The sequence below is a fragment of the Paenibacillus sp. J22P59 genome (genome assembly GCF_059383895.1).
The window spans coordinates 145,494-166,057 of the sequence record NZ_JBXENX010000010.1; the positions used below are offsets into that span (position 1 = coordinate 145,494).

18 protein-coding genes and 1 riboswitch are annotated in these 20,564 nt (G+C 48.9%); all 18 genes read right to left on the reverse strand.

Annotated elements, in window-relative coordinates; translation table 11 throughout:
- Positions 1–2: 2 nt before the first annotated feature.
- A complete protein-coding gene (locus AC50YO_RS18450) occupies positions 3–965 on the reverse strand; it encodes an ABC transporter ATP-binding protein (protein WP_494849496.1) in 963 nt (320 codons plus the stop codon).
- Positions 962–1,960 (reverse strand): ABC transporter ATP-binding protein, encoded by a 999-nt coding sequence (locus tag AC50YO_RS18455; protein WP_494849498.1) that lies wholly within the window; start codon positions 1,958–1,960, stop codon positions 962–964. The genes AC50YO_RS18450 and AC50YO_RS18455 overlap by 4 nt, the downstream gene beginning before the upstream one ends.
- 12 nt (positions 1,961–1,972) lie before the next feature.
- Positions 1,973–2,896, reverse strand: coding sequence for an ABC transporter permease (locus tag AC50YO_RS18460; RefSeq protein WP_494849500.1), 924 nt, complete (start codon positions 2,894–2,896; stop codon positions 1,973–1,975).
- A 2-nt stretch (positions 2,897–2,898) separates the two neighbouring features.
- Positions 2,899–3,831 carry an ABC transporter permease gene (locus AC50YO_RS18465; protein ID WP_494849504.1) on the reverse strand — a complete coding sequence of 311 codons (933 nt, stop codon included), beginning with the start codon at positions 3,829–3,831 and terminating at the stop codon, positions 2,899–2,901.
- A 106-nt stretch (positions 3,832–3,937) separates the two neighbouring features.
- A complete protein-coding gene (locus AC50YO_RS18470; protein WP_494849508.1) occupies positions 3,938–5,593 on the reverse strand; it encodes a peptide ABC transporter substrate-binding protein in 1,656 nt (551 codons plus the stop codon).
- 369 nt (positions 5,594–5,962) lie between these two features.
- The gene (gene glyA / locus AC50YO_RS18475; RefSeq protein ID WP_494849511.1) at positions 5,963–7,210 is read right to left on the reverse strand and encodes a serine hydroxymethyltransferase; all 1,248 of its coding nucleotides are present in this window, start codon (positions 7,208–7,210) and stop codon (positions 5,963–5,965) included.
- A 78-nt stretch (positions 7,211–7,288) separates the two neighbouring features.
- Positions 7,289–7,891 carry a TIGR01440 family protein gene (locus AC50YO_RS18480; RefSeq protein WP_494849513.1) on the reverse strand — a complete coding sequence of 201 codons (603 nt, stop codon included), beginning with the start codon at positions 7,889–7,891 and terminating at the stop codon, positions 7,289–7,291.
- Positions 7,892–7,917: 26 nt separating this feature from the next.
- Positions 7,918–8,376, reverse strand: a complete 459-nt coding sequence (gene rpiB / locus AC50YO_RS18485) for a ribose 5-phosphate isomerase B (protein ID WP_494849515.1) — start codon at positions 8,374–8,376, stop codon at positions 7,918–7,920.
- Between the two features lie 120 nt (positions 8,377–8,496).
- Positions 8,497–8,577: riboswitch (ZMP/ZTP riboswitch) on the reverse strand.
- Between the two features lie 72 nt (positions 8,578–8,649).
- Positions 8,650–9,231, reverse strand: coding sequence for a low molecular weight protein arginine phosphatase (locus AC50YO_RS18490; protein WP_494849517.1), 582 nt, complete (start codon positions 9,229–9,231; stop codon positions 8,650–8,652).
- A 17-nt stretch (positions 9,232–9,248) separates the two neighbouring features.
- The gene (locus AC50YO_RS18495; RefSeq protein ID WP_494849584.1) at positions 9,249–9,806 is read right to left on the reverse strand and encodes a manganese efflux pump MntP; all 558 of its coding nucleotides are present in this window, start codon (positions 9,804–9,806) and stop codon (positions 9,249–9,251) included.
- Positions 9,807–9,891: 85 nt separating this feature from the next.
- Entirely contained in the window at positions 9,892–10,953 is a 1,062-nt protein-coding gene (locus tag AC50YO_RS18500) for an L-threonylcarbamoyladenylate synthase (RefSeq protein ID WP_494849586.1), read from the reverse strand.
- A gap of 101 nt (positions 10,954–11,054) precedes the next feature.
- Positions 11,055–11,810: a stage II sporulation protein R gene (gene spoIIR / locus AC50YO_RS18505; RefSeq protein WP_494849519.1), complete on the reverse strand. Its 756-nt coding sequence runs from the start codon at positions 11,808–11,810 to the stop codon at positions 11,055–11,057.
- Between the two features lie 334 nt (positions 11,811–12,144).
- A complete protein-coding gene (gene prmC / locus AC50YO_RS18510; protein WP_494849520.1) occupies positions 12,145–13,059 on the reverse strand; it encodes a peptide chain release factor N(5)-glutamine methyltransferase in 915 nt (304 codons plus the stop codon).
- A gap of 36 nt (positions 13,060–13,095) precedes the next feature.
- The gene (gene prfA, locus AC50YO_RS18515) at positions 13,096–14,166 is read right to left on the reverse strand and encodes a peptide chain release factor 1 (RefSeq protein ID WP_494849522.1); all 1,071 of its coding nucleotides are present in this window, start codon (positions 14,164–14,166) and stop codon (positions 13,096–13,098) included.
- A 210-nt stretch (positions 14,167–14,376) separates the two neighbouring features.
- A complete protein-coding gene (locus tag AC50YO_RS18520; protein WP_494849524.1) occupies positions 14,377–14,985 on the reverse strand; it encodes a YcnI family copper-binding membrane protein in 609 nt (202 codons plus the stop codon).
- A gap of 131 nt (positions 14,986–15,116) precedes the next feature.
- Positions 15,117–16,697 (reverse strand): copper resistance CopC/CopD family protein, encoded by a 1,581-nt coding sequence (locus AC50YO_RS18525; RefSeq protein ID WP_494849525.1) that lies wholly within the window; start codon positions 16,695–16,697, stop codon positions 15,117–15,119.
- Positions 16,698–16,938: 241 nt separating this feature from the next.
- Positions 16,939–18,039, reverse strand: a complete 1,101-nt coding sequence (gene ychF, locus AC50YO_RS18530; RefSeq protein ID WP_494849527.1) for a redox-regulated ATPase YchF — start codon at positions 18,037–18,039, stop codon at positions 16,939–16,941.
- A gap of 195 nt (positions 18,040–18,234) precedes the next feature.
- Positions 18,235–20,505: a methyltransferase domain-containing protein gene (locus tag AC50YO_RS18535; protein WP_494849528.1), complete on the reverse strand. Its 2,271-nt coding sequence runs from the start codon at positions 20,503–20,505 to the stop codon at positions 18,235–18,237.
- Positions 20,506–20,564 lie beyond the last annotated feature (59 nt).

The following is a 20,564-nucleotide window of genomic DNA, read 5'->3' on the forward strand; positions in this document are numbered from 1 at the left end:
TACTACACATCGGCGTAATGACAAGAAGCGTAATGCCCCTTCCTCACTTCAAGAAGCGCCGGCTCGACTTCCTTGCATTTGCTTGTTGCTATTGGACAACGGGTATGGAACTGACATCCGCTAGGCGGATTAATCGGGCTTGGTAGATCACCCGCTAATACAATCCTCTCACGGCTTTCTTCAACCTCAGGATCAGGAATCGGAATAGCAGATAGAAGAGCTCGCGTATAAGGATGAGCAGGACGAGCATATAGCTCGCTGCTCTCTGCAAGCTCTACGATTTTGCCCAAATACATGACTGCCACTCGGTCACTGATATGCTTGACCATGGACAGATCATGCGCGATGAACAAATACGTCAAGCCCATCTTGCGCTGCAGCTCCTGCAACAGGTTCACGACCTGCGCTTGAATAGATACATCAAGTGCAGAAATCGGCTCATCGGCAATAATGAATTTGGGATCAACAGCAAGCGAGCGTGCAATCCCAATCCGTTGCCGCTGTCCGCCAGAGAACTCATGAGGATAGCGCGTTGCATGGTCAGGGTTAAGTCCAACCAGATCCAGCAGGCCTTCTACCTTATGCTTGCGTTCTTTACGACTGCCTGCCAGGTTATGAATATCGAGCGCTTCTCCAATGATGTCCGTTACCGTCATCCGTGGATTAAGCGATGCATAAGGATCTTGGAAAATCATCTGCATATCACGACGCAGAGACTTAAGCTTCGCACCCTTCATCGAATAAATGTCTTGGCCCTCAAAGGTCACGCCGCCGCTAGTCGGCTCGTATAGCCTTAGAATGGTACGCCCAGCTGTTGATTTGCCACAGCCAGATTCACCTACCACGCCAAGGGTCTCACCCTTTTGAATCGAGAAGTCGATATCGTTGACGGCTTTGAGGATATTGCCTCCGCCGAGATTGAAATACTTCTTGAGATTATTGACTCGTACTAATGGCTCACTCATACCGGCACCTCCCGTTTTGCATAAGGATGTGCCATCCAGCATGCCGCTGCATGAGATTCATTGCCATCTACTGCGAGCAACTCTGGATCGTTATCAATACACACCTTCATTGCTTCATCACAGCGGGCACAAAAGCTGCAGCCAACCGGTGGCTTGATCAGATCCGGCGGCATGCCATAGATCGGCACTAACGGCTCATCCTTCTTCTGATCGAGGCGAGGAACAGAGCGCAGAAGCCCTTTTGTATAAGGATGCTGCGGATTTTTGAATATTTCCCACTTCGTGCCTGTCTCGACGACTTTCCCTGCATACATAACCACTACGCGGTCGCATACATCTGCTACAACACCCAAATCATGGGTGATCAGAATAATCGAAGTGCCTAGACGGACTTGAAGATCCTTCATCACGCGCAAAATTTGTGCTTGTATCGTTACGTCAAGCGCCGTTGTCGGCTCATCAGCAATAAGCAAGGAAGGATTGCATGCAAGTGCGATCGCAATCATTGCACGCTGCCTCATACCGCCTGAGAACTCATGCGGGTATTGGTTAACCCGTGCTGGAGCGTTCGGTATGCCTACGAGATTAAGCATCTCAATAGCCCGGTTGCGAGCTTCAGTAGCATTCATTCCCTGATGCTTAACCAAGCCTTCGGTAATTTGGCGACCGATCGTCAGCGTTGGATTGAGCGAGGTCATCGGATCTTGGAAGATCATCCCCATCTCTTTGCCGCGGATATCTTCCATTTGCTTATTCGTTTTCTTTAGAATCTCTTCGCCTTTGAACATAATTGAACCGCTTGTGATTGCCGGTGGCGAAGGGATGAGGCGCATCAAAGACTGGGCGGTAACACTTTTGCCACAGCCGGACTCCCCAACGATACCAACAGCCTCGCCTTTGTTTATATGAAAGTTAACACCGCGAACCGCCTGAACGGTACCGCCGCGAACTTTGAAGTTAACACGAAGATCATTCACTTCAAGTAAACGTTCCATCTCTTGCACCTCCTACTTTTTCATCTTCGGATCAAGTGCGTCACGCAAGCCATCACCGAAAATATTAAAGCAAAGCATTGTTAAGCTGATCAAAATTGCCGGGAACAGCATGCGCCATGGATAGATCGTCATGGATTTCAATGCGTCATTGATAAGCGTACCTAAGGAAGCAGCTGGAGATTGTACCCCGAGACCCAAGAAGCTTAGGAAAGCCTCTGCAAAGATTGCGCTTGGTACAGTCATTGTAATCGTAACGATGATCGCACCCATTGCATTCGGAACCAAATGCTTGAACATGATGCGAGCAGGGTTTGCGCCAAGGGAACGTGCAGCAAGTACATATTCCTGATTCTTGAGCTGCATAATTTGTCCCCGAACGATCCAAGCCATGTTAATCCACCCTGTAATACTTAGAGCAAGAATTATCGTGAACATACTTGGCTCTAAGACTACAATCAATAGAATAACAATCAGCATGTTAGGAATCGAATATAAAATTTCGCAAAAGCGGTTAAGAACTTCATCTACTTTACCGCCGAAGTAGCCCATAATGCCGCCGATGATAACACCGATCACCAAATCGACAAGAGCTGCATAAATCCCTACTTGAAGCGATATACCCGCACCCATCCATGTTCTTGCGAACATGTCCCGGCCGAGAGAATCGGTACCGAACCAATGGTCGCCTGAAGGCTTCTGATTGGTGGCATCGAGATTATTCGTATCAAAGTCATGCGGGGAAATCCATTGACCAAAAATGGCCATCAATATAATCACAACAAGAATGGCAAGGCTGATCATGGACATTTTATTCGAACGCAGACGCAGCCAAGCATCTTTCCATGCCGATATGCTTTCGCGAACAACGGTTTCACTACGTTTCTCTTCTTTGCTGAGCTTCGCAAAATCGCTAGGCTGCAATGATTTGTCTTGCACGGTCAGCCCCCCTTCCTGTTGCTTAGCTTAATTCGTGGATCAACGAGCCCATAGGCTATATCCGTAAGGAAACGAGCAAGCATCAGTATGATCGCATAGAACAGCGTCAGCCCCATAATGAGCGTGTAGTCACGATTCGTAATACTGTTGACGAAAAACTTACCTAAACCGCCGATACCAAATATTTGTTCAATAATAACGGAGCCTGTAATAATGTTAGCCGTCATAGGACCTACATAAGTAACGACAGGAAGAATCGCATTACGCAGCGCATGCCGCACAATGATAACGCGACCCGACAATCCTTTTGCTCTAGCCGTCTTAATGAAATCGGCTGTCAGTACCTCCAGCATGCTGGAGCGCGTGAGCCTCGCAATAAATGCGGCAGGCAAGAAGGACAGCGCAAGAACTGGCAGGATGAAATCACTCGGATTATTCAGTCCAGCTACACTAAGCCAGCGCAGCTTAACCCCGAATACGTATTGCAAGCCTGAAGCAACTACGAAGTTCGGTATAGAAACCCCTAATACCGCGATAAGAATCGTAAAGCTATCCAAAAATTTACGATGGTTAAGCGCAGCTATAAGGCCTAACAAGAGCCCCGCTCCAATGGCGACAATAATCGCGAAGACACCCAGCTGCAACGAGTATGCAAAGCCATTCTGAATAATACTCGTTACTGTGACATACTTCTGTTTCATGGAAACGCCAAGATCGAATTGAGCCAGATTCTCCATGTACTGGAAGTATTGCTTCCATAATGGCTCATTCAGTCCGTATTGTTCATTCAGCTTTTCCTGAATGGCTGCAGGAATATTTTTCTCACTCTGGAATGGATTCCCCGGTATCGCTTTCATCAGAAAAAAAGTAGCCGAAGCCAGTACGATGATCGATATCAACATAAACAACAGCTTTTTTAGAACGTAACGAACCACTCGTTATGGCACCTCCTTTATGAAGTCAAGATTCTGATTTTGGAATAAAGAAAGGGGATATACGCAGTCAATGCCGCATATATCCCGCTAACCATGGAAGAGCTAATTATTTCGCTTCTTTGTAGCCGCGAGTATAATCAATGTCGCCTTTGTAATCAATAAAGATGCCTTGGTAGCCTGGCTTCAGCATGTTCACACTGCTGTAGTAGAACAGCGGCATAACTGCACGGGAATCAATAAGAATCTTCTCTGCATCAGCCATTGCTTTCATACGCTCTTTTTGATCAGCAGTAGCATATGCCTTTTTAACGAGAGCGTCATATTCAGGTGAATTAAAGCCTGTGTTGTTGTTACCGCTGTACGAAGTGTACAGATCAATGAATGTCATAGGGTCATTGTAATCGGCACCGTTACCGCCGCGTGCTGCTTCAAAGTTCAGACGGTTACGGTTATCGATGAATACGCCCCACTCTTGGTTCTCAATGCTTGTGTTCACGCCCAGATTAGCTTTCCACATTGCTGCAATTGCTTCAGCAATTTTTTGGTGCTTCTCATTCGTGTTGTATGCCAGCTTGATTGTTGGCATTTCGCTTAGTCCAAGCTCTTTCAAGCCTTCAGCAAGCAGTTTCTTCGCTGCTTCATAATCTTCTTTGAAGTAATCATCTTTAAATTCGCTGCGGAAGTCTTCTTTCTCACCTTTAATGCCCGGTGGTACTAGACCATATGCAGGTGTTTCGCCGCCCAGTGCGACTTTTTCTGTAATGTTCTTACGATCTACTGCCATCGAAAGGGCCTGACGAATTTTCTCGTTGTTGAAAGGCGCCTCTTTCGTATTGAACATGTAGTAGTAAATGCTCGCTGTACCTTTAACTTGGAATTCCTCCGGATTGCTTTCTTTCAATGTCGCGTATTGATCGATTGGGATCAAGCCTGTAGGCATACCTGCAAAGTCAAGTTGACCCGTTTGGTACATGTTAAGCTCTGTACCGGAATCATTAACCATAGTGAAGTGTACTTTCGTAAATTTCACTTCGTCTTTTGCACGGTAGTTTTCATTAGGCGTAAGCGTCATTGTGGAGTTTTGCTGCCACTCGCTCATTTTGAAAGGACCGTTAGTAATCATTGTCGATACATCTGTTGCCCAAGCTTCATTCTCTTTCACCGTTTGATGAACCGGGAAATAAGTTTGGAAAGACATCAGGCTAAGGAAATAAGGCGTTGGAGAATTCAGCTTCACTTCGAGCGTATGCTCATCCAATGCTTTAACTCCTACATCGTCAGCAGTAACGCCTGCTGCGCCTGTGTTGTATTGCTCTGCATTCTTAATGTAGTACAGCTGGTAAGCATACGCTGCTGCTTCCGGCTTCAGGTTCGGGTCAAGCACACGTTTCCAAGAGAATTCGAAATCGTTAGCTGTAACCGGATCGCCATTGCTCCACTTTGCATTTTCATCAAGTGTGAATGTATATGTCAAACCGTCATCAGAGATTTTCCATTCTTTCGCTGTAGCTGGAAGGTCATTACCCTTCTCATCTTTGCGCAGCAAGCCTTCATACAAGCCACTCAATACTGTAGCGGATACTTGGTCCTGTACTTGTGCAGGGTCCAAAGTCGGCGGCTGCTCAGCCAGGTTCATTCTAAATTCTTGCTTAGCTGATCCTGCTTCGCCTTCGCCTGTTTCATTCTTAGGCGTACAGCCGACTGCGAGAATCGCCAGCACCAGCAGTACAGAGATAAGCGTAAAGCTAGATTTCTTCAACATAAAAATCCTCCCCTAGTTGTTTTGCATAAATGTAATAATATACCTATACATAAATATACAATTCGAAATAAAAGCTTATATACTGATTGCGTATTCAATTTTCCACTTTTACCAAATTATTTACATATGCTTATAGATATAATTATCACTACTTTAATCATAATTTAATATATATTTAACGTCAATCAATATACAATGCGATTCGCTTCTTTGTCAATTGACCAGATAATTCAAACAACTCACTGCTTATAGCATGCTTCAACAATTAAGCTTTATTCCCCTGGTAATAATTAGTTGAAACACCAATACAATAAAAAAACCTCCAAGCCTCGTATAAACGAGAGATTGGAGGTTCTTCCAGAAATAAACTTAGTACTTCAATTCAGGGTAAAGCGGGTATTGCGCAGTCAGATCGCGCACTTTGCCGCGAGCTTCAGACAATACAGCCTCGTCTTTAGGGTTTTTGAGAACAAGAGCAATCACTTCACCGATAATCCGCATAGCATTCTCATCCATGCCGCGGGAAGTAGCTGCAGGCGTTCCGAGGCGAATACCGCTCGTAACGAATGGGCTGGTTGGGTCGAACGGAATCGCGTTCTTGTTAGCTGTAATGCCTACTTCGTCAAGAACATGCTCTGCTTCTTTACCTGTAATGTTCAAGCTGCGCGTATCAACCAGCATAAGGTGATTGTCCGTACCGCCAGAAACGATATTGATGCCTTCTGCAATAAGCGTATCTGCCAGAACCTTCGCGTTGTTCACAACATTTTGTGCATATTCTTTCCAAGAAGGCTGAAGAACTTCGCCGAAAGCGACTGCTTTCGCTGCGATAATATGCATCAAAGGACCGCCTTGCGAGCCCGGGAATACCGCTTTATCAATAGCCGCAGCCCATTCTTTGCGGCATAGAATCATACCGCCGCGTGGTCCACGAAGCGTTTTATGTGTCGTTGTTGTGACAAAATGAGCATGCGGTACTGGGTTCGGATGCAGACCAGCAGCAACCAGACCAGCAATGTGAGCCATGTCCACCATGAACAATGCGCCAACATCCTGAGCGATTTTGCCCAATTTCTCGAAATCAATTGTGCGCGGGTAAGCACTTGCACCTGCCACGATCAAGCGAGGACGGTGTTTGAAAGCCGCTTTGCGGACTTCTTCATAATCGATTGTGAACGTGTCTTCATTCACGCCGTAAGCAACGAAGTTATAAAGCAGGCCGGATGCGTTAACCGGGCTACCGTGCGTCAAATGTCCGCCATGTGCCAAGTTCATGCCAAGAACGGTGTCGCCAGGCTTGAGGACAGCCAAGTATACCGCCATGTTAGCTTGAGCGCCGGAGTGCGGCTGTACGTTTGCATGCTCGGAGCCAAAAATTTCTTTTGCACGATCGCGGGCAATATTCTCGACAATGTCAACATGCTCGCAGCCGCCGTAGAAACGCTTGCCTGGATAGCCTTCTGCATATTTATTCGTCAAAGCAGAGCCCATCGCTTCAAGAACCGCTTCACTTACAATATTCTCTGATGCAATCAGCTCGATATTATCGCGTTGGCGCTGTAGTTCCAGTCCCATTGCCTTTAATACTTCCGGGTCTTGCTTACGTAGATTTTCCATTATGAATAGCCTCCTCAAATAATAAATAATTAGATAATACTGTTAGGAATCGTTCAACCTATGAAATCTGATCATTCATTAATCGCAAGTTCCTGACGTCTGCTCTGACGCCAGGCCGCTTTCCACAAGCTCATAGACAGCTCTGGCACCGCCAATCAGCTTCGGTCTTGTGACAGCCATCGTTACATGAGCAGAGCCAATACTGCGGATAGAAGGACGGACAGGGACAGCTACGCGGCGAAGATGCATGCCAATGAAGGTATCCCCTATATCTATACCCGCATGTCCTTGTACCGCCTCTACTAGACAGGGACTGGAGAACTGGCGGTAAGCATAGGCAGCCATCGAGCCGCCAGCCTTAGGAACAGGCACGGCAGCTACTTCCTCCAGCCCATACCGCTCAGCAGCCTCTCGCGGCAGAACTAACGCTCTATTCAGATGCTCACAGCATTGATAGACAGGATAGAAACCAATGTCTTGCCGAACCGCCTCAACTCCAGCATAGATTTGAGAAGCAGCCTCAACCGTACCCGATGTGCCTATTCGTTGCCCAAGCACCTCACTCGTACTGGTTCCAATGACAACAAGCTGACCTGCGACAATTCCTCCAGCTGTGACCAATTCCCGAACAATTTGTTCCACGTCACTTGCAATATGCGGAATAGCCTCTAATTGACTCATGTCAGGCGATCTCCTTTACGATAGCTCTATGGATGTACAGTATATTGCTGTTCGATTTGAGTCACTTTTTTAATTCTTCCTGCATGGCGTTCACCGTTAGAGAAGGGCGTCTCCAGCCATATGCGGACAATCTCTTGAGCTACTCCAGGTCCGATTACTCGTTCCCCCATTGCCAAGACGTTCGAATCATTATGATCGCGAGTCGCTTGTGCCGAGAAAAGATCATGCACAAGAGCACAACGAATCCCTGGTACCTTATTAGCGGCAATCGACATGCCAATGCCTGTACCACAAATTAATATCCCGCGGTCTGCACGGCCACTCGCTACGCGATCCGCTACAGGGAGCGCATAATCCGGGTAGTCTACCGACTGCGAGCAATCACAGCCCAAATCCTCAATTTCGTGACCTAAAGACAAGATAAATGGAACAATTTCATCCTTCAAACGGTAACCGCCATGATCAGCACCAATTGCAATTTTCAATGGTGACCCTCCTTCAAGGAGTACGCAAGCGTACTTCGTAAGTTTGTAGTTATGACTGTTATTATACCTAATTCCGTCCTAAAAGACGAAAAAAGAGCAAGACATGCTAATTAGCATGCTGCTCTTTGCCCAGGCGACCGGCCGTATGTTCCGATGCTCCACCGTGGTTACCCACTTCCGTCGCCAGTCACATCGGAAACCGTCTTTGTTCCCTTATCATAGCCGATCCTTACAGGAAAATCAATCGTTATACGCTCGTTATTCCTAAGGAAATTATTTATTCTCCAGCTTAACTAGCAGCTTGCGCAAGCCCTCTTCAATCTCTTTGGCACAGCTCTCATACATTGCTGGCGTGCCGCCAAACGGATCAACGATATCAAAGCTTGGGATACGCCGTTCCAGATGCAGCAATTGTGTCCGTTCCTCTGTCGTAAGATGCTGGCCCAATGCCTGCTTCATATGCATTTCTGTATATAATCTTTCCAGCTCTTGAATATCTGATAATACCGCAGTATCTTGATTCACGTATTCCTTGAGCGTATGGGTTTTGTCCACCACTTCGGGGAACCATTGCAATAAACCCCGTTTATGGCCTGAGGTCATTGTCAGAATCAGATCTGCCCAATTCACTGCTTCTTCACTTAATGCTCGAGATGAACGGCCATCATGCGCTATAGAACGAACGCGCAGGGTTTCTGCCGCATGCTCAGAGATCGACAATCCATCAATCGTAGATACGCCAGCCGAGCGCACTTCAATGCGCAAACCTCTCTGCTGAGCCATCTCCCTTAGCAGCGCTTCTGCCATAGGTGAGCGGCATGTATTCCCGGTACATACGAACAAGATGCGTGTCATGCTGCAAGCTCCTCTCATCAAAAAATAAATAAAAGCCCAAAAACAAATAAAACCGCTCCGCCAAGCGCTTCACCGTATCCACCCAAATTACGGCTTACCCGGCGCCCTAGCAATAAACCCATTATAGATAATAGACCACCGAAAAAACCGAACAATAGTACCGTCAGCAGCAGGTCGGCAGCGAACATGCCAAGCGTCACCCCCACGGAGAAGGAATCGACACTTACACCTAATGCGAATAGCACCGCACCCCAGTTGCTTCGGGGGTTAAAGGACTGCACCCCTTCTCCCTTCAGGGAGCTGTAGATCATGTGCCCGCCCAGTAATACTAATAATATACCCGCAGCCGTCGTCGCCACATCACCGAGCAAGCCGCTGACGAACTGCCCCATGAACATGCCCCCTAGCGGCATGATAATATGAAATAAGGCAATAATTGTGCTTAGCCGTAAAATATCTCGAAGGCGTATCCCCTTCAGGCCAATTCCGATACCAAGTGAAAAAGCATCCATCCCAAGCGCAACGGCCATTATAAGCAGCGTCACAAACTGTCCGGTATGCAAAGTACTCTCCATCACAATCTACCGCCTCCATGTCCACATCCGTTCTTTAACCAAACATATGCGGACAAGGAGGCAAAGATACTACTGCTTGTTCAAACTATACGTAAAAAATGCGGTTGCCCGCAGCTTTGGTTAATCGGTTCATCAAAGCCTTTCCGATTCCCTCTTCCAGACAAGCTTCCGCCCAGATTCGATTCACGCCATCTGTATCGAACTGCCTGAGAGCAGCATACAGACGCTTGGCAGCTTCTTCAGGATGCTCTTCGCTGCCTAGTGATAATACCTTATCTGCATCGTAGGCTTGGACTCTCTCGTCAAAGGCAAGTACACCGGTCATCTCACCGCTTCGCTTTGCCTGTCCAATCTGCTCTTGAATATAGGCGATTACTGCAGCCCGTTCTCCACGAACAATCTGCATCTCGCCCTGAGGCGCATAATGCGTATACTTCATTCCCGGAGAACGAGGCGCCTCAACCATTGCTGTCTCTGCCTCTGGCGCATCAATATACGCAGCTGGCACAGCTTTGTTAAGCTGCTCTATGGTCACGCCGCCTGGCCGCAAGATTCGGATCGTATGCTCGCCTTGCAGCTCCACCACGGTAGATTCAAGCCCTACACCTGTTGGGCCGCCATCTACAATGCCGTCAATCTTGCCCGCCAGGTCTTCTAGAACATGCTCAGCCAACGTGGGGCTAGGCCTGCCTGACCGATTGGCGCTCGGAGCAGCGACTGGACAGCCTGCATGCCGAATCAGCTTAAGTGCTGCTTCATGATCAGGCATGCGAATGCCTACGGTTGTCAATCCCGCTGTAACCAGCGGTGATAAAATGCCACTCCTGATCGGCAGCACAATCGTAAGCGGACCTGGCCATAGCCTATCCATCAGTTGCTTCGCCAAATTCGAATAAGGCAGGACTAGTTCATCAAGCTGACGGATATCTGCAATATGTACAATAAGCGGATTATCCGACGGCCGTCCTTTTGCTAAGAAAATCCGTTCCACAGCAGCCGTATTCCTGGCATCTGCCCCCAGACCATACACCGTCTCGGTCGGAAATGCGACCAAGCCCCCTGAACGCAGCAGCTCTGCCGCTTCCTCCAGCCGACCTTCGACTTCTCCGTCGTCCTCGATGACGGGCCACACCTTCGTCGTTGTCATTTTCAATTATCCAATCCTTGCTATCATGAATTAATAGATGCCGCTATTATATCATATGCCGCTCCGCTTGCAGAGCAGATTAACCAATTGCAAGCCCTGATCTATGAGAATAGGCCCTTCAACCATTGGATAATAGTTTGAAGCAATTCCCACAGGAAAAACTTCGCCTCAGGAGCCTGCCCTTCTTCCGCTTTCGCTTGTGCAGCGCTATCGGAATCATTTGCTTGCTGCACTTTAGCATCCTTCGTACCAGCTTCCGTCTTAGCTTTGCCGCCTTCTGCAGCAGTCTCTTTCACTTCTAAGGAAGCTGTTTGTACTTTTGTCTCGGCAGACGCTGTCGCTTCTCCGGTAGCTGCATCAATGAAACAGAGCGGCGGGAACAAGACACACCACCAGTTTTGCCCGTTTCCTTCACCAAGCGTAACCAGCAACGCTTCATAATCGCCTGCGGGATATACTTCTTTGCCGTACATTTTTGTCGGGAAAGGAACCATGCCCAGCTCCGCTTTATACGCGTAGTCAAAGCCTCTATTTTTCAAGGTATCTCCTACGATTGTCTCAATCTCATCCATATGGTCAAGCAGCGTCTGCCGCGCTTCTTCGATTGTTTGAGGACCAGTCACCCAACTATTCATTGCTTCTACGATAGCATCACGAACGACGCGTTTCACCGCTTGATCAGCAGGCGCATCAGAATTCGCCAATATACGAAGACGGATAGATTCTGCGGGAATAGATCCACTTGCCACAGCAGCATCATTCTGCTGAAGCTCCCAGCTCATAACAAGAATAATAAGAGCACAAAATAGAAGACCATACGACCTGCGAATAGAAAAACGGGAATGATAGCGGGACATATTACACAAGCTCCTCTCGTTGCACCCGTCGGTGCTTCAGCTTGCGTTCCGGAACGTATCTATCCGTTAGTATGTCCGCCATTCCCATTCTATAAACCTATCAAATCAAATCTATTTCATTTCCAATTACAAGATTAGCCCATCTAGGAGATTAGCTCGCCGTCATTTTAAGATGCCGTTCCGCAGTTACTCTATCAACTAGACTTCAACTACAAGCGAGCAATACGCAAAAATAACCTTCAAAGCCACTGTGAAAGTGGCAGAAGGTTATTATTCACCCATTACTTCTTATGAATCAGAAGGGAACATCTCCAAATTAGCTTAGGGAACAGGATTATAAGGAATGGCTTATCGCTATGACATGGCGTTCAATGCCGCCATAGTCCGTAATAATCCGAATATCCTCCCATTCACCAAGAGAGCGCAGCAATTCCGCAATCTCTCTCGCCTGACCCATGCCTAGCTCGAAAGCGACAATACGAGGGATGTTCAGCAGCGCAGGAAGCTGCTGGACCATACGGCGATATGGGTCAAGCCCATCCACTCCGCCGTCCAGCGCGAGCCGCGGCTCATAATCGCGCACCTCGCGCTGCAAGCCCGCCAGATCATCCTCCGGTATATACGGAGGATTAGAGACGAGCACGTCGACGCGCTGCTGCGCAAACGGTGCCAGCAGGTCGCCCTGCACGAATGAGAGGCGGTTCTCCGCCTCATGTCGCTTCGCGTTCGTGCGGGCGACAGCCAGCGCGTCCGGCGATAGATCGGACGCGCTCACGCGCCACAGCGGACGCTGCGCAGCCAGCGTCACGCCGATGGCGCCGCTGCCAGTGCCGACATCCACCACCGTCGGCACCTCCGCTCCTGAAGGCGGCCATAGCTCATCGGCCGCCGCAAGCACTGCCTCGACAAGCAGCTCCGTCTCAGGCCGTGGAATCAACACCGCCGGCGTCACTGTGAATGGACGCCCATAGAACCATTGCTCGCCAATAATATATTGCACAGGCTCGCCCGCCGCTTTGCGGCGAATGACGCGCTCCCAGTCCTCATAGCGCTCAACTGGAAATGGCTCGCTCCAGTCCCGGAGCAAGGCAGCACGATCAACCTCCAGCACATGCATCAAAAGCAGCTCAGCATTGGAGCGAGCCTCATCGACTCCCTCTTCCGTCAAAAACGAAGAAGCCTGCACGCAGGCTTCTCTAATAGTGAATGGCAGCAAGAACAATTGCCGCCCGTCTGTATGTTCGCTCATCTTCCCAGCGTCCCTTCTCTCGTGCTTGCTTACAAGTTAGTTCAGCTCTTTATCAAGCAGATCCGCTTGTTCCGCAATCGTCAGTGAAGATACAATCTCCGACATATCACCGTTCATCACTTGATCCAGCTTATGCAGAGTCAAGCCGATACGGTGATCAGTTACACGGCTTTGAGGGAAGTTATACGTACGAATCCGCTCGCTTCGATCGCCAGTACCAACCTTGCTCTTCCGCTCGCCAGCATACTTCGCTTCCTCTTCTTGGCGGCGAATATCATAGATACGTGCCCGCAGAACCTGAAGTGCCTTCGCCTTATTGTCATTCTGTGATTTGCCATCTTGGCAAGTCGCCATAATGCCAGTAGGAACATGCAATACGCGTACAGCCGACTTGGTCGTATTAACGGACTGGCCGCCTGCGCCGCTTGAACAGAAAGTATCAACCCGGATGTCTTTGTCTAGAATCTCGATCTCGACCTCTTCAACCTCAGGCATAACCGATACGGTTGAAGTGGAAGTATGGATACGTCCTCCCGACTCAGTCACAGGTATACGCTGCACTCGGTGAGCACCGCTCTCGAACTTCAGCTTGCTGTATGCGCCTTTGCCAGTGATCATGAAGATGACCTCCTTGAAGCCGCCCAGATCATTCTCGCTAAGGTCCATAAGCTCTACACGCCAGCCTTGTGCATCAGCGAACTTCGTGTACATCCGATATAGATCCGATGCGAACAAAGCCGCCTCGTCACCGCCAGCAGCTCCACGAATCTCGACAATTACGTTCTTATCGTCATTCGGGTCTTTAGGCAGCAATACGATCTTAATGTGCTCTTCCAGCTCTTCCTTGCGTGAAGACAATTCATCAATCTCCATCTTCACCATCTCACGCATTTCCTCGTCGAGCTTCTCACCCTGCATAACCTTCGCGTCATCGAGCTGCTCTGACACTTGCTTATATTCCGTATAGGCTTCATAAGCCTCTTGTAAATCCGATTGCTCCTTGGAGTACTCCCGCAGGCGCTTCGGATCGCTTGCAATATCCGGATCGCACAACAGTTCGCTCAACTTGTCATAACGGTCGGCAAGTGCTTGTAAACGGTCTAACACAATTAGTCACCTCTGTTATTCCTCTTTAATATCAATCATTATAGCATATCGCTTGCTTTCTTTCGACTGGTGTATTTGCCTAACCTCAAATATAGAACGCCGCCATCTCCAGTCTGTCCTTATTATCCAGAAAGAAGCCCGCAAGCCTAAAGGCTTACGAGCTTCTATTTAATGCCTATTCAATTCTGGTTGCTTATGCTTAACCAGTATCTATCTCTTGCGTCTAACCGCAACCACCAATGCTGCGGCAGCGAGCACAACTGCTACAGCCGACAGGATAGTTGGCAGGATCGAGCCTGCTTCATCCTTCGTATCTGTTGTTGCTGCTCCATGACCATCGCCGCCAGCCGCTGCTGTTACTACTTGAACGGCTGCAGGCTTATCAGAGCCGGCTGCGCCAGTCCATTCCACGACAGAGCTGTCGCTGTATGTTTGATAAGCTTTCCACACGAGTTCTTTAGCGTCTTCGCTTACCTTGCCGCTCATCCGGAATTCCGTAAACTCTGTCTCACTAAGACCTGTACCTTCTGCTGTCCAAGTCACACCGATGATTGCTCCATCTGCATTCTTTTCCAGCTCATGAGCCCAACCTACCTTCGGCTCTACGCGACTCACCGCAGCACCTTCAGCTATCTTCACCTGTACCTTCGTTGTAGAGACACCCTTCGATTCACTTGGCACACGTACAGTAAATACTTGGTAAGAGTTAGCCGCTACATCTGGCGGCTGCACGGTAACGTGCGCACTCGCCATTCCTGCAAATAGGAATAATCCCATTAATACAGAAAATGTCATCATCCATCTTTGTTTGCCCTTCATTATTAACATCCTCTCTCCCCTGTAGTAAAAGCTAAAATGTCACTCGCTTCCAAGTATACGACTTAGCAGCATGCATGACATGACTCGATAGGGCTATGCAGACGTGAATATTTCAAGGCAAAAGCAGCTGATCAATAATTTTGGAAGCTTGTTTCTCGCAGCAGTTCCTCATCGTTTTGATTCATGATGCGAAGCTCAGCCTTCCACTTGCCCGCATAGGGGATGAATGGGCCTACTGCTTGATAAGATGTCCGAATGAAGCCAGGGAATGAACTATAAGAATCATCCTCGAACGGCTCCAGCGGTACATCTATAGGCGTATCCTCACGATCGCTGGAGCGCAAGCGCAAAATAACCGCTTTCGGCTCTCCAGTCTCCTCAGGCATCCATACTTGCAGCTTAAACGTGTTGTCACTTCCCGGCACATTAGGGGAAATGTTCAACGTGATATGCATGTCTTCGCCCATTTCATGAAAATTATAAGGGGCATTCGCCGGCAGAGGACTGATATAGGAGAAGACTGCCGCAATACCTACGATAGAGATCATCAGCGCTGCATCCACCTTGAGCAGCTTCCCATCTGGTATAGCGGATCGCTTCATCCGCATCCGCAGCCATGCTCCCGTAATGAGAACGAGTACAACCAGCGCAGTTTTTACGACCAGCAGCCCACCCCATGTCGTCAGCCACAAATAAGATAATTTCGGCAAGAAGAGCAGCGTCATTCCGATTCCGCTAAGGATCAAAGCCACCAGAGAAAGGAATGCCCCTTGCGAGAAGCTAGCAGCGAATTTCCCTGCCTCCTCCCGCTCTATATACCAGATGAACAGAAGAACAACCAAACCGCCCACCCATACAGCTGATCCAAGCAAATGAACAAAGTCTAGAGCAATCGTCAGCAGCTTCGGATTATTGGCAGCAGGATGCCCGATCAGACTTTCGATAGCAAGAATAACGACGACCCAAGCTGATCGGACAATCGCATTTCCTTTCTGTGCAAGGAAGCCAAGCAAAGTAACGATAACTAGTAAAGACCAAGCTCTTCCTGTAGCTGTATCAATGAATAGTGCAGGCCATTCACTGAATGCCTGCCCTTGCATCATTTCCTTGGCCTGGAAGAATACCAGCAAAAGAACCGCAAACAAAAGCACCCGCATTGACATAAGAGCCAACCGCTCGAACAAGCTCGTGACTGCAGCACTTGGACGGCGATACCAAGCAGACCATGCGATTACCCCTGTAGCCAGCAGCAGCGCAGCGAAATAAATAATTCGCAGTCCGTAAATCAGCCAGTTATTCTGATCTGTATTGGTACCTGCTTGAAAGGTATTGGAGAAGGTGTCGGCATCCTTCCATTCCGGCGGATTGCCAAGCACGAATACGTAAGAGCCGCTTACCGGATGGCCATCCTCTGACAAGATACGATAAACAACCGTGTACACACCCTCATCAAGCTCTGGAAGCGTAAGCTTCAAGACCGTACCATTCGAGCTTAGTTCAGGCTTAGCCGATGTAGCCTTTCGCGATTGTGAATCAAGCACCTCAATAGAACCTACGCCTGACTCAACAGGCTCATTGAACTTGAGCTCGATCACCGGCGGTGATTGCTTCAGCTTGGAATTAGCGGCGGGAGTAGATTCCTCCATTGTGGCATGAGCCATAGCTGATGGAGCGCCTATTGCCCATAGAACAGCCAAAAGTAAAAGAGACATTACCCAATGTTTATAATGTTTTGTATGATTATGCACCGTTCGCACTTCCTTTCTTGTAGGCTACCTCGTTTAAGTATACAGAACCGACCTTGAAGCGGGCATGACTCGAAAGGGCTATCCCCTGTGAAAATCTAATGACGCTCAATCAAAAAGACGACCTTCCATTCACTTTGAATGAAGAGTCGTCTTTGTTCACTAAGGAGATACCCAAAAAAGGGTACATAGCTCTTTTCTTATTAGACTATACGTTGAACCGGAAATGCATAACATCGCCGTCTTTAACTACATAGTCTTTGCCTTCCAGGCGAAGCTGGCCTTTTTCCTTAGCGCCATTCATCGAGCCGGCAGCCGACAAATCATCGAAGGATACTACCTCGGCACGAATGAATCCGCGTTCGAAGTCCGTGTGGATCACGCCGGCCGCTTGTGGAGCTTTCGTTCCTTTGCGGATTGTCCAAGCGCGAACCTCTTGTACGCCTGCCGTGAAGTATGTGTACAGCCCTAGAAGCTTGTAAGCCGCACTAATCAGTCGGTTAAGACCAGACTCTTGAAGGCCAAGCTCTTCCAGGAACATCGCCTTGTCATCACCCTCAAGCTCAGCGATCTCTTCTTCCACTCGCGCACTAATCGGAACAACCTCTGCGTTCTCTGCCGCTGCGAATTCACGAACCTGCTGCACGAACGGATTGTTATCCGTGTTCGCTACTTCGGCTTCACTTACATTCGCCGCATACAGAACCGGCTTCATGGTCAGCAAATGAAGATCACGAATAAGCAACAGCTCGTCCTCAGTCAGGTCAAGGCTGCGCGCTGGTTTATCGTTATACAGCGCTTCTTTTACACGCTCAAGCACTTCTACCTCTTGTGCAATCTTCTTGTCGCCGCCCTTAAGGTTTTTGCGGGAGCGGTCAATCTTCTTCTCAACGGAGTCGATATCAGCCAGGATCAGCTCCAGATTAATAGTCTGGATATCACTCAGCGGATCAGTCTTGCCGTTAACATGGGTAATATTCTCATCCTCGAAGCAGCGAACGACATGAACAATCGCATCCACTTCACGGATATGAGCCAGAAACTTATTGCCCAATCCTTCACCCTTGCTGGCACCTGCCACAAGTCCGGCAATATCAACAAATTCGAATGCAGTAGGTACGGTGCTTTTAGGCACAACAAGCTCAACCAGTCTTTGAAGCCGATGATCCGGCACCTCAACTACCCCAACGTTCGGGTCAATCGTACAGAAAGGATAGTTAGCAGACTCGGCGCCCGCTTGCGTAATAGCATTAAATAAAGTGGATTTGCCTACATTCGGCAATCCAACGATTCCACAGGAGAGTGGCATTTCAACAACCCCTTATCTCAAATAATTCTTACGCCATTATACCTGATGCGTATATACATTAAAAGCCCTGCCTATTGTTACCGCCGCTTTCCTCTGCCCTCGGAGGAGCTTTAACGTTCCCCAATCCACTTTTCCCCCAAGCAAAAAAAGGCTTGCCCGGCATACTTTCTGCCTTCAAGCCTCTCCCCTGCCCATCTAAGCATCCGCTGAAATTTTCTTGCGGCATACCGCCACAACATACATCGGCTCGCTGCTTTTGAACTTGCTCAGCGGGATTGGATGATGTCCCGTTATGTCCATAATGTTCTTCGCATCCCGTCCAGGAGCTAGCCCGCTTTTCTGCCTGAGCCAGTTCAGTGCCGTGAATCTGGAATCATCGACGGGATTCTGCCCGTACAGCGCTTCAATATTATAGTGCACCAGCAAATCGCCAAGCAGCTCTGCGGTACGGTATTCAAAGCGATGATAAGGGTTGAAGGGCTGCTCCTCGAAGTAAAGCGGCGGATTCGTCACTGTCCGATTCGGAGTGGAGACGATGAACAATCCCCCATCCTTCAATACCCTTGCAGATTCCGCAATCCAAGCCGAGCCATCATCCACATGCTCAATCGTCTCGAAAGAAATAACCGCATCGAAGCTCATCTTCGCGAAGGGAAGCTCCAGTACATTTCCGCTAAGGTAAGCGATGCCTTCTCCCCCGTAATCTCTGGAAGCCAGCTCAATAGAGGTCTCATCTACATCGATTCCAACGACCTCCGCCGCCCCAGCCCGCTTAAGCATCGCTGTCCCATAACCAGCCCCGCATGCGGCATCCAGCACACGCATACCCTTAACGTGACCGCAAGCAAGCTCATACCGGCTCAAATGTTCTTCATACACATCGCTATAATTTTCTTTTACTTCGCGATTAATGACGAGCCGTTCCCCATTGAAGGAGACGTCATTTTGCTCCAAGGCATCAACAGCAGGCTGTGAATCATGACTGACCTCAACCGGCTCCTCAACTACTTCGACAGTCTCCAGCAGCTTGAGAGAGTCTGCCCGATTGCTCCCCAGCAGGATTAAGGTCGTAGCCGTCAGCCTGCCGCTCCCTTCATTAGCGCTGCTTGCCAGCCGGGACAAACAATCAAAATCAGCGGCACTAATATCAGCGCCCGGCTGCCCGTTGTTGCCATCATCAACCAGCATAAGGGAAAACGGTCCAACCAAGCCCGCTTCCTCGTACAAGCCCTTAATTTGCTCAATCGAGTACATGTAAGCCGCTTGCTTTTGCGCTTGCCTATTATCCGGGTTCAAGTAATGAAGCATGAAGCGGTAATAGTGCCGATTAGCAAAAGAACCGATCAACCAGCCGCTCGGCTTCAACAGACTGCGCAATTGCTTCAGCGCCTCGACCGTCCCATAGCCATGAGCATCTCCGATCACAATGCCGTCCAGACTGCCGTGCGGAAGACCCCATTGCTCCGGCTGCTCCGAGCTAAGCACTTGTATGCCTGACACAGCCGCGACCTTAGCCGCACTGCTGTTCCTCTCAACCCCGTATAGCACTGCATTAGGGTAATTCCGCTTCAAACGGAGCAATGTAGCTCCACAGCCGCAGCCAATCTCCAGCAATTGCAGAGAAGTGCCTTGTTCCCTTGCTTCACTCTCAATCAGTGACAGCATATCGGTACGAATGAGAAGGCTCTCTGTCGCTGGAAAGCCCCACTTCTCCTCAAATAAACGATTATTCCGTTCATAAGCTTGCTGGTACAAGGGCAGCTCTGCCTTGAAGCTCACACTGCCATAATGATGTATAAACACATCCCTGCACAGCAGGAGCTTATAGCCTTGCAGACGAAGCCGAAGCGAATAATCATCATCCTCGAAATTCCCTATTCCGAACTGTTCATCGAGCTGACCTGCAGCTTCACAAGCCTCACGCCGCAGCAGCATGCAGAAGCCGACCAGCTTGAGCCGCTCCTCCCATAGGGCAGGAGCAGTTGAAGCACGTACAGATGCAGCGAAGCAATCAAGCTCCTCCAGTGTCGTATATTGGGCAGGAATCTCGCTCCAGTACGAAGCCGAATTCGTTACCGGACCTACCGCGCCAATCCTGCTGTCACTTAACAAGCAGCGCTTTAAGCCATCGAGCCAGCCAGCCGTGACAATCGTATCATTATTCAGCAGCATAATGTAGGCGCCGGCTGCTACAGCAATTCCTTGATTGCAGCCTTTGGGGAATCCCGCATTCTCTGCATTAGCGATCAGACGAATATCCGCCTGGGCCTCCGCCCAGCTTACCGTTTCATCATCCGATCCATTGTCTACAATAATCAGTTCATAACTGCCGCTATCGGTATTCCTTCTAATGCTGTCCACGCATTGCTGCGTACAATCAAGCTGATTGCGTGTCACGATTATAATGCTGGTCAGTGCCTCAGCCAATTCGCCTTCCCCCTCTGCCCCACAGCGTAGTTCTACCATCTTGCCATCAGCATATGTAGGGAAGGGCTGGCGCGTATAGACACCATCGCAGACGATTA